The 13371-nt window shown below is 75.1% G+C and carries 11 protein-coding genes; 7 read left to right on the forward strand and 4 right to left on the reverse strand.

Annotated elements, in window-relative coordinates:
• The first annotated feature begins 62 nt into the window (after positions 1–62).
• Positions 63–1046 carry an RNA polymerase subunit sigma-70 gene (locus CO540_RS27600; protein ID WP_099164197.1) on the forward strand — a complete coding sequence of 328 codons (984 nt, stop codon included), beginning with the start codon at positions 63–65 and terminating at the stop codon, positions 1044–1046.
• Positions 1047–1052: 6 nt separating this feature from the next.
• Positions 1053–1745: a DUF6069 family protein gene (locus CO540_RS31090; RefSeq protein ID WP_099164198.1), complete on the forward strand. Its 693-nt coding sequence runs from the start codon at positions 1053–1055 to the stop codon at positions 1743–1745.
• 9 nt (positions 1746–1754) lie between these two features.
• Here the strand turns inward: CO540_RS31090 and CO540_RS27610 are convergent, their stop codons facing one another.
• Positions 1755–3383, reverse strand: coding sequence for a hypothetical protein (locus tag CO540_RS27610; protein WP_099164977.1), 1629 nt, complete (start codon positions 3381–3383; stop codon positions 1755–1757).
• Between CO540_RS27610 and mptB (CO540_RS27615) the strand changes: the two genes are divergently transcribed.
• Positions 3282–4832: a polyprenol phosphomannose-dependent alpha 1,6 mannosyltransferase MptB gene (mptB, locus tag CO540_RS27615; protein WP_172968083.1), complete on the forward strand. Its 1551-nt coding sequence runs from the start codon at positions 3282–3284 to the stop codon at positions 4830–4832. The two genes, CO540_RS27610 and mptB (CO540_RS27615), sit on opposite strands and share 102 nt — an antisense overlap.
• A gap of 11 nt (positions 4833–4843) precedes the next feature.
• Positions 4844–6331, forward strand: coding sequence for a polyprenol phosphomannose-dependent alpha 1,6 mannosyltransferase MptB (gene mptB, locus CO540_RS27620; protein WP_099164978.1), 1488 nt, complete (start codon positions 4844–4846; stop codon positions 6329–6331).
• Positions 6332–6378: 47 nt separating this feature from the next.
• Here mptB (CO540_RS27620) and CO540_RS27625 read toward each other — a convergent pair whose 3' ends face one another.
• Positions 6379–6918, reverse strand: coding sequence for an ATP-binding protein (locus CO540_RS27625; protein ID WP_099164979.1), 540 nt, complete (start codon positions 6916–6918; stop codon positions 6379–6381).
• Between the two features lie 170 nt (positions 6919–7088).
• Positions 7089–8513, reverse strand: a complete 1425-nt coding sequence (gene glnA / locus CO540_RS27630; RefSeq protein ID WP_099164200.1) for a type I glutamate--ammonia ligase — start codon at positions 8511–8513, stop codon at positions 7089–7091.
• A gap of 192 nt (positions 8514–8705) precedes the next feature.
• Between glnA and CO540_RS27635 the strand changes: the two genes are divergently transcribed.
• Positions 8706–9104: an RDD family protein gene (locus CO540_RS27635; RefSeq protein WP_091573167.1), complete on the forward strand. Its 399-nt coding sequence runs from the start codon at positions 8706–8708 to the stop codon at positions 9102–9104.
• Between the two features lie 61 nt (positions 9105–9165).
• On the opposite strand, the gene CO540_RS27640 is transcribed toward CO540_RS27635, so the two are convergent.
• Entirely contained in the window at positions 9166–9855 is a 690-nt protein-coding gene (locus tag CO540_RS27640) for a DUF4191 domain-containing protein (protein WP_091573168.1), read from the reverse strand.
• A gap of 216 nt (positions 9856–10071) precedes the next feature.
• Between CO540_RS27640 and CO540_RS30495 the strand changes: the two genes are divergently transcribed.
• The gene (locus tag CO540_RS30495; RefSeq protein WP_172967948.1) at positions 10072–10242 is read left to right on the forward strand and encodes a hypothetical protein; all 171 of its coding nucleotides are present in this window, start codon (positions 10072–10074) and stop codon (positions 10240–10242) included.
• 170 nt (positions 10243–10412) lie between these two features.
• Complete coding sequence (locus tag CO540_RS27645) at positions 10413–13340, forward strand: helix-turn-helix transcriptional regulator (RefSeq protein ID WP_253866226.1); 2928 nt, start codon at positions 10413–10415, stop codon at positions 13338–13340.
• The last annotated feature ends 31 nt before the right edge of the window (positions 13341–13371 follow it).

A 13371-nucleotide genomic window follows, 5' to 3' on the forward strand; every position in this document is an offset into this window, starting at 1 on the left:
AGTTCTCGCGCCCGTGCCCGTCACACCTACGACGGCACACGACGAGACGTGAGGATGACGAGATGAGTGCGGACACACGGCCCGCGGGGTGGGGCGAGGTCGACGAGCCGGTCTTCTCCGGGCTGACCGAGCGGCACCGGCGGGAGCTGCACGTGCACTGCTACCGGATGCTCGGGTCGTTCGAGGACGCCGAGGACGCCGTACAGGAGACGTTCCTGCGGGCGTGGCGGCGCCGGGAGACCTACGCGGGACGGTCGACGGTGCGGGCCTGGCTCTATCGGATCGCCACCAACGCCTGCCTGGACCTGCTGGCCAAGCGTCGCCCGCAACCGGCGACCGGCGGCGAGGTGCCCTGGTTGCAGCCCTACCCGGACCGACTGCTCGACGAGCTGCCCGCCGGCGACGCGGACGAGCCGGAGGCGGTCGCCGTCGCGCGGGAGACGATCGAGCTGGCGTACCTGGTCGCGGTCCAGCACCTCGCGCCCCGCCCACGGGCCGTGCTGATCCTGCGCGACGTGCTCGGCTGGCCGGCGCGGGACGTCGCCGAGCTGCTCGGCGACTCCGTCAACTCGGTGAACAGCGCGTTGCAGCGGGCCCGCGCCGGCATGCGCGCGCACCTGCCCGCCGAGCGACAGGACTGGACCGGCGGCGACGAGGACGCCGGCACCCGCGAGCTGGTGCGCCGCTTCACCGACGCCAGCGTCGCCAAGGACGTCGACCGGCTCGCCGCGCTGCTGCGCGACGACGTGCGCTGCTCGATGCCGCCCACTCCGGGCCTCCAGGTCGGCCGCGACGCGGTGGTCGGCGACTGGGTCGCGGACGGCTTCGGGGAGCTGGGGCGCCTGCGCGCCGTCCCGACCGCGGTGAACCGGCAGCCCGCCGTCGCCTTCTATCTCTGGCGGGAGGGGGAGGGCGCGTACCTGCCGCTGACGCTCGACGCCCTGCGCGTCACCGACGGGGCGATCACCGAGATCGTCACGTTCCACGCCGACCAGTTCCCCCGGCTCGGGCTGCCCGAGCGCCTGCCGGCCGACGGCACCGAGTAGCCCCCGGTGCGGACGCTCACGCTGCCCGGCGGCGCGCGCGTCGCCGTGGTCGCGGCCCAGTGGCGCGACGCGTTCGCCGTCGTCACCCGCGGGCGGGTGCAGCTGGAGCTGCGCGACGGCGCACCCGGGCCGGTCCTCGGCCGCGACGCCTGCTTCTGGCTGCGCGACACCGGCGTACGCGCCCTGCGCAACCCCGACCGGCGCACCGCGACGGTGCGCATCCACACCCCCGACAACGAACCCTGGAGGAACGACATGACCAGCGGCAACGACACCGCGGTGGCCGCCGGACCGGTGGCGGGCCGGACCGGCCACCGCTTCCGCCGGCTCGCCGGCACCGGCCTGCTCGCCACGCTCGCGGCGGTGCTGGCCACCACGCTCGCCGCCGCGCTCGCCCGCGCCCTCGGCGTCGACTTCGCGATCCCCGACGGCGGCGAGCGGATCCCGCTGGGCGGGTTCGCGGTGGTGACCGGCTTCTTCTCGGTCGTCGGCGTGGTCCTCGCCGCCGCCCTGCTGCGGTGGAGCGCGCGCCCCGCCGCGCGGTTCGGGTGGACGGCCGGGACGCTGACCGCGATCTCGTTGGTCCCGCCGTTCCTGGTCGGGGCGGACGCCGCCACCGTCGCAGCGCTGGTCGGGCTGCACCTCGTCGCGGCGGCGGTGATGATCCCGGCCCTGACCCGGAGCCTGCGCGCCGGGTGAGCCGGCGGCTCAGCTGCCGAGGGTGTACGTGCCGGCGCGGGGGACCGTCACCACGGTCCACCCGCCGTCGGCGGCGAGCGTCGCGCCGCCGGTGACGGTCAGCCAGCGGTCGTGCCGGACCCGGACCGGGACCCGGCCGGGTCCGGGGGCGCGGAAGGTGACCGAGGCGCCGTCCTGCCGGACCAGCTCGCCGGGCGCGCCCACGAGCGGGGTGGGGTCGGCCACCGCGTACAGCCGCCAGTGCCGGCCCGACCAGACCTCGGTCAGGTACGGCTGGCCCGCGGTCACCAGCTCCGCCTCCGGCCGCCCCACCCAGGACAGCTCGACGTCCGGCACCGCCACGTACTGCACCGCGTTGTCGGCCAGCCAGGCCCGGTAGGAGTCGGGGGTCAACGGGACGCCGGTGCCCGAGGCGCCGGGGACCGTGGTGAAGAACAGCGGGTTGCGGTCGATGTCGGCCTGCCGCAACCAGCCCCGGGCCAGCGGCATCTCGCCGAGGCGGGCGGCCTCCCAGTAGTTGCGCGTCGGCGGCACCTCCACCCGCCCGGTGAGCCCGCGCCGGTCCAGCTCCGCGCGCAGCGGCGCGAAGTAGGCCGGATCGGCCGTCGGGTCGCCGGCGCTGCGCAGGTCGGCGGTGACCACCGGCGGCTGCCACCAGCAGACCACCGCCAGCAGGGCGGCCAGCGTGATCGCGCCGGCGGCCCGGGGGAGCCGGCGCACGATCGGCCACCGCGCGGTGAACCGGTCCGGCGGCGTCGCGGCGGCGGCCAGCACCGGCAGCGCGAACATCACCACCAGGCGGGTGGCGTTCAACCCGACCGGGGTGGGCAGCAGCGCCGCCGCCAGCACCCCCGCCCCGGACAGCAGCGCGCCCACCCGGACCGGCCGGTACGCCACCAGCGCCGCCACCAGCAGGCTCGTCACCACGGCGTGCGTCGTGTCCGCCCGGCTGATGTTCATCCAGCCGCCCTCGCCGAACAGCAGCCCGGTCACCGCCAGCGGGCCGGCCGCCGGCACGGCGAGCAGCAGGCCGTCGGCGTACCGGCGGGTCAGCAGCAGCGCGACGCCGGCCAGGCCGACGAAGAGCCCGGCCACCGGACTGGCCGCGGAGGCGAGCAGCGCGGCGACGCCGACTGCCGCGGCGCGTACCCACCCGGCGCGGAACCGCCGGGCCGGGCCGGCGGGAGCGCCCGACGGCCGGCCGCCCGGGGCGGCGGGCAAGGTGAGCGCCAGCAGCGCGGCCAGGCCGAACGCGACGCCGAGGGCGTAGGTGACCCGGCCGGAGACCAGGTTGCCGGCGATGGTGACCACGCCGACCAGGCTGCCGAGCAGCGGGCGGGGCACCCGGAGCCGGACCAGCAGGGCCGCGAACGCGGTGGCCGAGGCGAACAGGGCGAGCGCGCCGGTGGGGCGTACCCCGAGCGCCGCCATCAGCGGCGGCGAGACGAGGCTGTAGCCCCACGGGTGCACCCCGCCGTACCAGCGCAGGTCGACCAGGGCGGACCCGTGCGCGGCGAAGAAGTCGGCGCGGGCGACCTGCGCGGACAGGTCCGACCCGGTGACCGGCAGAGTGAGCTGGAGCACGGCCAGGACGAGCGCCGACGCGGCGGACACCGCCACCACCCGAGTGCCCCGCATGCCCACCTCCTGATCGCGAACCACCGTACTGGCAGCATGTCGGACGTGCCTCACCACCTCTCGCGCTGGATCGGCCTGGCGGGCTCGGTGCTGCTCGCCGTGGCCGCCTTCCTCGGCGGCGCCCTGCCCGACGGCGAGCTGCGTCCGACGCCGGTCAGCATCTGGCAGGGCCCGAACGGTCCGCTGATCATCGGGCTCTGGCTGGTCGGCACCGGGCTGCTGGCGTGGGCCTGGTGGTCGCTGCGCGACCGGGTGCCGTCCGCCCGGTGGGTGCTGGTCACGGTCGCGCTCTGGCTGCTGCCGATGCTGGTCGCCCCGCCGCTGGGCAGCCGCGACGTCTACGCCTACGCCTGCCAGGGGGCCAGCTTCTCGGGCGGCATCAACCCGTACGAGCAGGGCGTGTCCGCGCTGCCCTGCCCCTGGCTGGACACCATCTCGTTCATCTGGCGGGACACCCCGGCGCCGTACGGGCCGCTGTTCGTGCTGCTCTCCGGCGCGGTGGTCAAGGCCACCGGTTCGCTGTGGGGCGCGGTCGCGCTGTTCCGGCTGCTCGCCGTCGCCGGGGTGGCGCTGACCGCCTGGGCGCTGCCGGTGCTGGCCCGCCGCTGCGGGGTGCCGCCGGAGCGGGCGCTCTGGCTGGCGCTGGCCAGCCCGCTGGTGCCGGTGCACCTGGCCTCCGGCGCGCACAACGACGCGCTGATGGTCGGCCTGCTCGTCGCCGGGCTGGCCGTGGTGGCGGCCCGACCGGGTCGGCCGGGTCCGCTGCTCGCCGGTGGCGTGCTGCTCGGCCTGGCCGCCGGCGTCAAGATCACCGCGCTGGTGGTGCTGCCGTTCGCGGCGCTGGCCGCGATCGTCGGGCCGTACCGGATCCGGGCGCTGGTCCGCGACGGCGCGTGGGTGGTCGGCGGCGCGCTGGCGGCGCTGGCCGGCGCGACGCTCGCCGCCGGGCTGGGGCTCGGCTTCATCAGCGGGCTGGAGCAGGGCGGGCTGGTGGTGGCCTGGACCTCGCCGCCGACCGCGGTCGGGCAGACCGTGGGCTACCTGCTGGCGCCGTTCGGCGTGCACGTGGACGCGCTGCCGGTGACCCGGGCGATCGGCATGGTGGTGCTGGTCGCGGTGTTGGTCTGGCTCTGGTTCCGGTCCTGGCGCCGGGGCGAGCCGTTCTGGCACGCGGCGCTGGCGCTGACCGCCACCGTCGCGCTCTCCCCGCTGTTCCACCCCTGGTACTGGCTGTGGCCGCTGGCCGTGCTGGCCGCCACCGCGCGGCGGACCCGGTGGTTCGCGATCGTCACCGTGGTGTCGTCGTTCCTGGTGCTGGCCGACGGGACCGGTTTACCCCGGTACACCAAGATGCCGGGTGCGCCGCTGATGACGCTGTTCGTGATCGTGCTGGTCGTGCGGTTGGTACGGTCGGCCCGGAAGGGTCGGCAGCCGGTTCCCGTGTCCTGAGGAGTGTGCCGGTGAGCGAGCCCGACGCGCCGGTCCGACCGGTCGCCGCCAGCGTCGCCCGGTATGCCGGTCTTGCCGGCGCGATCCTGCTCACCCTCGCGGGCTGGCTCGGCGGGGCGCTGCCCGACGCGCCGCCGCGCGCCACGCTCGCCGGTCTCTGGCAGGCCCCGCACGGGCCGGCGACGCTGCTCTGCTGGCTGGTCGGCACGGCGCTGCTGGTGGGCGCCTGGTGGTCACTGCGCTGGGGCGCCCCGTCGGGCCGCTGGGCATACCTGACCGCCGGGCTCTGGACCCTGCCGCTGCTGGCCGCGCCGCCGCTGGGCAGCCGGGACGTCTACTCGTACGCCTGCCAGGGCTGGACCTGGACGCGCGGGGTCAGCCCCTACCGGCTGGGCGTCGCCGCGGCCGGCTGCCCGTGGACCGACTCGGTGTCGCCGATCTGGCGGGACACCCCCGCGCCGTACGGGCCGTTCTTCGTGCTGCTGGCCGGGCTGGCGGTGCTCGTCGGTGGCGGCCTGGTCGGGACGATCGTGGCGCTGCGGCTGGTCGCGGTGGCCGGGGTGCTGCTGGTCGCGCTCTGCCTGCCCGGCCTGGCCCGCGCCGCCGGGGTGCCGACCCGCCGCGCCGCCTGGCTGGTGCTCGCGTGCCCGCTGGTCGGGACCCACCTGGTGGCCGGCGCGCACAACGACGCGCTCGCGCTCGGGCTGCTCCTGCTCGGCCTGCTGGTGCTGGTCCGCCGGCCGGGCAGGCCGCGCGCGCTGCTGGTGGCCGGGGTGCTGCTCGGCCTGGCCGTGGCGGTGAAGGCGGTCGCCGTCGTGGCGCTGCCGTTCGGGGCGCTCGCCGCCGTGCTCGGCCGCTGCACCTGGCGGGCGCTGCTGCGCGACGGCGGGCAGCTGGCCGCGTCGGTGCTCGGCACGCTGCTGGTCGTCTCGCTCGCCACCGGCCTCGGGCTGGGCTGGATCGGCGGGCTCGGGCACAGCGGCGACTCGCAGCAGTGGACCTCCCCGCCCACCGCCGTCGGTCTCGTGATCGACTACGCCGGTGAGCTGGCCGGGCAGCGGCCCGCGGCGGTGCCGGTGGCCCGGACGGTCGCGCTGGTGCTGCTCGCCGGGACGCTCGTCGCGCTCTGGTGGCAGGCGTGGACGGGGCTGCGGCGGCTCAACGACGCCCGGCAACGGGTGGCCCGGCTGACGTCGGCCCGCCCGCGGGTGGCGCTGCTCGGCGCGGGCCTGGCGCTCGCCGCCACCGTGCTGCTCGCCCCGGTCTTCCACCCCTGGTACGCGATCTGGCCGCTGACCCTGCTCGCGGTCGCGGCGGTGCCGCTGGCCCGGCAGGTGTGGTTCGTGGCACCTTGCGCGGTCGCGTCGGCGCTCACTCTGCCGGACGGATCCAATCTGGCCCGGTTCAGCAAGGCGCCGGGCGCGGTGCTGATGACGGTGCTGGTGGTGGTCGTCGCCGTCGTCGGTGTCCGGGCCGTGTTGCGCCGCCGTGCCGCGTGACACGGCCGGGACGGCTGGACGGAGGTTCTCGCCGTGGCGGGCTGGTTCTAGGAGATCGCGGCGGGCCAGCGGTGCCTGCGCCACTCGTCCCAGCTGGCGAACCCTTCCGGTGGGTCGTCGACAGGTTCGCTGCCGTCCAGTTCCCCCGGCGTCGGGACGCTCATGCGGGCAGCCCACGTGGCGAGTTCCTCGTCGGACATGTGCCAGGTCGTGTGCGGCTCCTCGGCCAGCCGCCGGTCAAGTCGTTGCCGCTGCTCGGCCGGTGTGAGCTGGAAGTAGCGCATCGTCACCGACGCGCCGAGGTCGGCTGCTGCCTGACGTAGGGCCGAACGCTCATCCCGGCCCCAGAGGCCGAAGTCGATGACGACGTTGACGCCGAGTTCGAGCGCCCGCAGCGCGATCTCGATGAGCCGTCCCTCGATGACGTCGGAAGCCGACGGCGGGTTCGCCAACCCGTAGAGGGCCTTCACCCACTCGTCCTTCGTCAGACGAAGGGCCTTCTCCGCGACCTCAATGCGCCGCGCCTCCGTGGTCTTCCCGGTGCCCGGCAGTCCTACGGTCAGGAACAGCGTCGGTCGTGTCGTCATCACTACCCCTACGAGCGGTCGCCCCATCATCGCTGACGTCCGGCCATGCCGCGATCGGCGCGCGACCGTCACGTTCGACACGAAACGGCGGTCATGCCGGCTGGGAGCCGGACATGACCGCCGTTTGTGAGGCCGGACCCGACTGGTGCGGGTCAGCGCCTCGATCTGTCTCAGCAGTCGAAGTACATCGCGAACTCGTGCGGGGTCGGGCGCAGGCGCACCGGGTCGACCTCGTTGGCCCGCTTCCAGTCGACCCAGGTGGAGATCAGGTCGGGCGTGAAGACACCGCCGTCGAGCAGGTAGTCGTGGTCGGCCTCCAGCGAGTCGAGCACGGCCGGCAGCGAGCCCGGCACCTGCTTGACGTCGCCCCACTCCTCCGGCGGGAGGTCGTAGAGGTCCTTGTCGATCGGGGCCGGCGGCTCGATCTTGCTCTTGATGCCGTCCAGGCCGGCCATCATCATCGCGGAGAAGGCGAGGTAGACGTTGGCCGAGGGGTCGGGGACGCGGAACTCGACGCGCTTGGCCTTGGGGTTGCTGCCGGTGACCGGGATGCGGGTGCAGGCGGACCGGTTGCGCTGGGAGTAGACCAGGTTGACCGGGGCTTCGAAGCCGGGCACGAGGCGCCGGTAGGAGTTGACGGTCGGGTTGGTGAAGGCCAGCAGCGAGGGCGCGTGGTGCAGCAGGCCGCCGATGTACCAGCGGGCGGTGTCGGACAGGCCGGCGTAGCCGGTCTCGTCGTAGAACAGCGGTTCGCCGTTCAGCCAGAGGCTCTGGTGGGTGTGCATGCCGGAGCCGTTGTCACCGAACAAGGGCTTGGGCATGAACGTGGCGGTCTTGCCGTTGGCCCACGCCTCGTTCTTCACGATGTACTTGAACAGCTGGAGCTGGTCCGCGGCGTGCAGCAGGGTCGAGAACCGGTAGTTGATCTCGGACTGGCCGGCGGTGCCGACCTCGTGGTGCGAGCGCTCCACGGTGAACCCGGTGTCGACCAGGCGCCGCACGATCGAGTCGCGCAGGTCGGCGTAGTGGTCGACCGGCGGGACGGGGAAGTAGCCGCCCTTGTAGGCGGTCTTGTAGCCGCGGTTGCCGCCCTCCTCGACCCGGCCGGTGTTCCAGGCGCCCTCGATCGAGTCGATGTAGTAGAACGACTGGTGCGCGGAGGTCTCGTGGCGGATCGAGTCGAAGATGTAGAACTCGGCCTCGGCCCCGAAGTAGGCGGTGTCGGCGATGCCGCTGGCGGCGAGGTAGGCCTCGGCCTTCTTGGCGACGTTGCGCGGGTCCCGGGAGTAGGCCTCCCGGGTGAACGGGTCGTGGATGAAGAAGTTGATCGCGACCGTCTTCTGCGCCCGGAACGGGTCGACGAAGGCCGTGGCCACGTCCGGGAGCAGGAGCATGTCCGACTCGTGGATGGCCTGGAAGCCGCGGATCGACGAGCCGTCGAACGCGAGGCCGTCGGTGAAGACGCTGTCGTCGAAGGACTCGACCGGCAGGTTGAAGTGCTGCATCACGCCGGGCAGGTCACAGAAACGTACGTCGACGAACTTCACGTCCTCGTTCTTGAGGTATCGCAGGAGTTCCTCGGGATTGGCGAACACACGTCCTCCTGGCAGGTCCACTCCGGTGGCTGGCTCCTGGCGACGCTATGGCCGGGCGGTTGCCCGGCCGTGTCTCCTCTGTTTCCGCCGTGTTACGTCGCTCGCGGAGCGTCATCCCCGCCCCTTCTGTGGTCATTTGTGGCGTTCGTCGGATTTACCGGTGGGTGCCGACGCGGCGCTACCCTGGCCGCTGTGACCGATACCGCCACCCCGGTGCCGCCCGCCACCGACCCCGCCTTCACGCCGCCCAGCCTCGGCCGCCGCTTCGGCGCGCTGCTCATCGACTGGATCCTGTGCCTGCTGGTCGCCGGCACCTTCGCCCACCCGACCCGGGACGGCTGGTCACCGGTCCTGGTGCTGGTCCTGGAGTACGGCTTCTTCCTCGGCCTGTTCGCCCAGACCCCGGGCATGTTCCTGACCCGGGTCCGCTGCGTGGCGTGGGCCGACGGCGGCCGGATCGGGATCGTCCGGGCGCTGCTGCGCGGCCTCCTGCTGGCCCTCGTCGTGCCGGCCCTGATCATGGACGAGCACCGGCGCGGCCTGCACGACCGCCTCACCGGCTCGGTCGTCACCGACGCGCCCCGCCGCTGACCCGCACGGGAAAGGAGCCGGCCCCGCGGGGGACCGGCTCCTTTCTCGCGTACGCCTGGGGTCAGCGACCCCGGGTCTGCCGGAACGCGCCGCGCGGCGGCCGCATGTTCTTCGGGACCGCGCCCTTGGGCATCTGCGGCCGCGCGGTCAGCGCCTTGAGGCGCTTGTCGAGGGCGTTGACGTCCTTGGGGGAGAGGCTGCGGGGCAGTCGCATCAGCGTCATCCGCAGCTTGCGGACCGGCAGCTCACCGTCGCCCTGGCCAATCACGTAGTCGTGCAGCGGGGCGCTGCCGATCACCTTGGCCAGCCGGCGCTTCTCCTGGCCGAGCAGGCCCCGGACGCGCTGCGGGTTTCCCTCGGCCAGCAGGATCACGCCGGGCCGGCCCACCACCAGGTGCACCATGTCCATCTGGGTGGTGGAGCTGACCGCCGGGGTGACCCGCCAGTCGCCGCGCATGCTCTCCATGATCTGCGCCGCCGCGCCGGGCTGCCCCTCGGCGGCGTTCATCATCGCCTTGTTGGACCGCAGGTTGAGCACGATCAGCACGGCGAGCAGGGTGAGCAGGATGCCGATCGGCAGCCAGAGCCAGCCCCAGGCGAGCACCGCGACCACGGTGAGCGCGAGCGGGATCAGCACCGCCGCCGCCGTCAGCGGCGCGAACCACTTGTCCTGCTTGGCGGTGAACCGGAACACCATCCCGATCTGCTTCAGCCGCTGGCCGAACGAGACCTTCTCCTGGGGCTTTGCCATGCCGCAGAGTCTAGTGGTCGGCGCCCGGCCCGTTGATCCGTGGCCGCCCCTTCCGGCGCGGGCTGAGTACCTTACGGCCGCGCCGGCCCGTCCCGGCCCCCGGGTAAGGAGGTGGGGCGGGCGAAGATCAGGCACCGTACCCATGCCCCGGGGGCACCTTCGCGCGGAAAGTCGATGTCGACAGGGACGGCACACCGCACGACAGGGAGATCGACGATGTTCGGCAACGACGCGGAATTTCTGCTCAGCATTCACCGCAGCCACGCCTCCGAGCTGCAGGCCGACGCGGCTCTCGACCGGCTCGCCCGGTCGCTGCCCCGCCGGCACGCGCACGGGTGGCTGGGCCGGCGCCAGCACACCGCCCGCACCACCGACGCCCGCCGGTGACCGCCCCGCCGGTCGCCGGCGCCGGCATCGAACCGGTCGTCGCCGGATCGGCGCGGAGGCCGGAGACCACGGGCCCGGACGTCGCCGGTCCGGCCGCCACGGGGGCGGTCGGACCGGCGACGCCGGCTGGACCGGTCACGCCGTCGGACCGCCATGGCATGCTCGACGGCGTGACCGTACGCGCCGCCAGCACCGTGCTCGTCGGCCGGCAGCCCGAGCTGGCCGTGCTGCGCGAGGCGCTGGCCCGGGCCCGCGGCGGCGACCCGACCACGGTGCTGGTCGGCGGGGAGGCCGGCGTCGGCAAGACCCGACTGATCGAGGAGTTCGGCGGCCACGTCGCCGCGGCCGGAGCGCGGCTGCTGGTCGGCCACTGCCTCGAACTGGGCGAGGCCGGCCTGCCCTTCGCCCCGTTCGCGGCCGCGCTGCGCGACGTGCTGCGGCACGACGGCCCGACGGTCTTCGCCGGCTACGAGGCGGAGTTCGCCCGGCTGCTGCCGGAGCTGGCCCGGATGCCGGCCGGCGCCGCCGCACCCGCCGGGCCGGCCCTCGCCGACACCCCGCGCGGCTACCTGTTCGACCTGGTCGCCGACCTGTTCCGGCGGATCGCCGAGGACCGCCCGCTGGTGCTGGTGATCGAGGACCTGCACTGGGCCGACCGGTCCACCCGCGACCTGATCGGGTTCCTGGTGCGCGCCGCCCGCGCCACCCGCCTGCTGGTCGTCTGCACCTACCGCACCGACGAGCTGCACCGCGGCCACCCGCTGCGGCCCTTCCTCGCCGAGCTGGACCGGGTCCGGGGCGTGGACCGGATCGAGCTGGGCCGGCTCGACCACGACGGCACCGCCGCCGTGCTCGCCGACCTGCTCGGCGCGGAGCCGGCCGCGCGCGCCGTCGACGACGTGCACGACCGCACCCAGGGCAACCCGTTCTTCATCGAGGAGCTGGCCGCCGCCGGCGGGCCCATCGGCTGCGCCACCATCCCGGAGACGCTGCGGGACCTGCTGTTGGCCCGCGTCGACCGGCTGACCGAGCCGGCCCAGCGGGTGCTGCGGATCGCCGCCGCCGGCGGCACCCGGTTCGCCCACCAACTTCTCGCCGAGGTGGCCGGGCTGCCCGAGGCCGAGCTGGAGGACGCGCTGCGCGCCGCCGTCGCCGGCCAGCTCGTGGTCGCCGACCCGGACGGGGACTACGAGTTCCGGCACGCGCTGGTCCGCGAGGCGGTGCACGACGACCTGCTCCCCGGTGAGCACGCCCGGCTGCACGCCCGCTACGCCGCCGCGATCGAGGCGCAGCCGCACCTGGTGGCCGCCGGTCGCGCCCCGGCCGAGATCGCCCACCACTGGTACGCCGCACACGACCACCCCCGCGCCCTCACCGCGGCCCGGGTCGCCGCCGCGGCGGCGGCCGAGCGATACGCGTACGCCGAGCAGAGCCGGCTGCTGGAGCGCGTCCTCGAACTGTGGGAGCTGGTCCCCGACGCCGCGGACCGTCTCGGCATGGACCACCTGCGGGTGCTGGAGGAGACGCTCACCGCCGCCGTCACCGCGGGTGACCTCGGCCGGGCGCTCACCCTCACCCGGGCCGCGCTGGCCGAGGTCGACTCCACCGCCGAGCCGCTGCGGGCCGCCGCCCTGCTCGACCAGCGGGGCCGGCTGCTCGCCCTGCTCGGCAAGAGCGACGGCGCCGCCGAGCTGCGCGAGGCGTACCGGCTGGCGGCCGGCGCGCCGGGCGGCGCGGACCGGCTCGGCGTGCTGGCCGACATCGCGGCGCACCTGATGAAGGTCGACCCGGGGGAGGCCGCCTCGGTGGCCGCCGAGGCGATGGCCGGCGCGGCCGAGATCGGCAGCACCGACCTGGCGCTTCTGCCCACCCGGATCGCGGTGCTGCACCGCACCGAGGACACCCCCGACCTCGGGCTGGCCGAGCTGCGCCGGGTGGAGGCGCGGGCCCGGGCCGCCGGCGACTCACGGGCGCTGGTCAGTGCCCTGGTCTTCCTCTCCGACGTGCTCTACGAGCTGGGCCGGTACGCCGAGTCCGAGGAGGCCGCGGCGGCCGGGGTGAGCGAGGCGCGTCGGGTCGGGATCAGCCGTTCGATCGGCGCCTACCTGCTGTCCAACCGGGCCGAGGCGCTGATCGCCCTGGGGCGGTGGGACGAGGCCGACGACACCTGCGCGGAGGCGGCCCGGATCGATCCGCCGGGTATGACCGGCCTGCACTGGCTGCAACTGCGGGCCGGGCTCCGGCTGGCCCGGGCGCATCCCGCGGCCGACGAACTGGTCGGGCGGGCGCTGGCGTTCCTGGGTCGGCCCTATCTCTGGCCGAACCACCGCCTGCCGCTGCACGAGCTGCGCGTGGAAGCGGCCCTGGCGGCCGACGACAAGGTGGAGGCGGTACGCGCGGCCTGCGCCGCCCTGGCCGACGCGCACCTGGCCGACCGGCCCCGCGAGGGGTGGCCGGTGCTCCACGTGGCGGCCCGCGCCGCCGTGTTGGCCGGTGACGCGGCACTGGCCGGTGAGGTCTCCGCGCTGGCCGCCGTGCTGCCCGTCCGGCACCCGGCCGAGCGCGCCCACCGCGCGCAGGTCGCCGCGATCCTGACCGGCCCCGGCGCGGGCGGTGAGGCACTGGGCGCGTGGCGGTCGGCGGTGGCGCAGTGGCGGGCGACCGGGCAGCCGTACCCGTTGGCTCGGGCGCTGCTCGGGCTGGCCGAGGCCGCCGCGGCGGCCGGCGAGCGGGACGAGGTGGCCGCCGCCGTCCGGGAGGCGGCCGAGGTGGCCGATCGCCTGGGCGCCACCCCGCTGGGGGAGCAGGTGGCCACGCTGGCGCGCCGGGTCGGGCTGCGCGGCACCGGCCGGCCGGGGCCGGACCTGTTGACCAGCCGGGAGCGGGAGGTGCTGCGGCTGGTCGCCGAGGGGCACAGCAACAGCCGGATCGCCGAGCGGCTCTTCATCTCGCCGAAGACGGCCAGCGTGCACGTCTCCCGGATCATCGCGAAGCTGGACGTGACCAACCGGGTGGAGGCCGCCGCGCTGGCCCACCGCCTCGGTCTGCTCGACCCGCCGCCGCCGCCGCCCGCGCCGACGCAGCGCCGGGCCCGGTAGTCCTCCGCGCCGACCGGCGGCGCGGAGGACG

This window comes from Micromonospora sp. WMMA2032 (genome assembly GCF_002688545.1).
Taxonomy (GTDB): domain Bacteria; phylum Actinomycetota; class Actinomycetes; order Mycobacteriales; family Micromonosporaceae; genus Micromonospora; species Micromonospora sediminicola.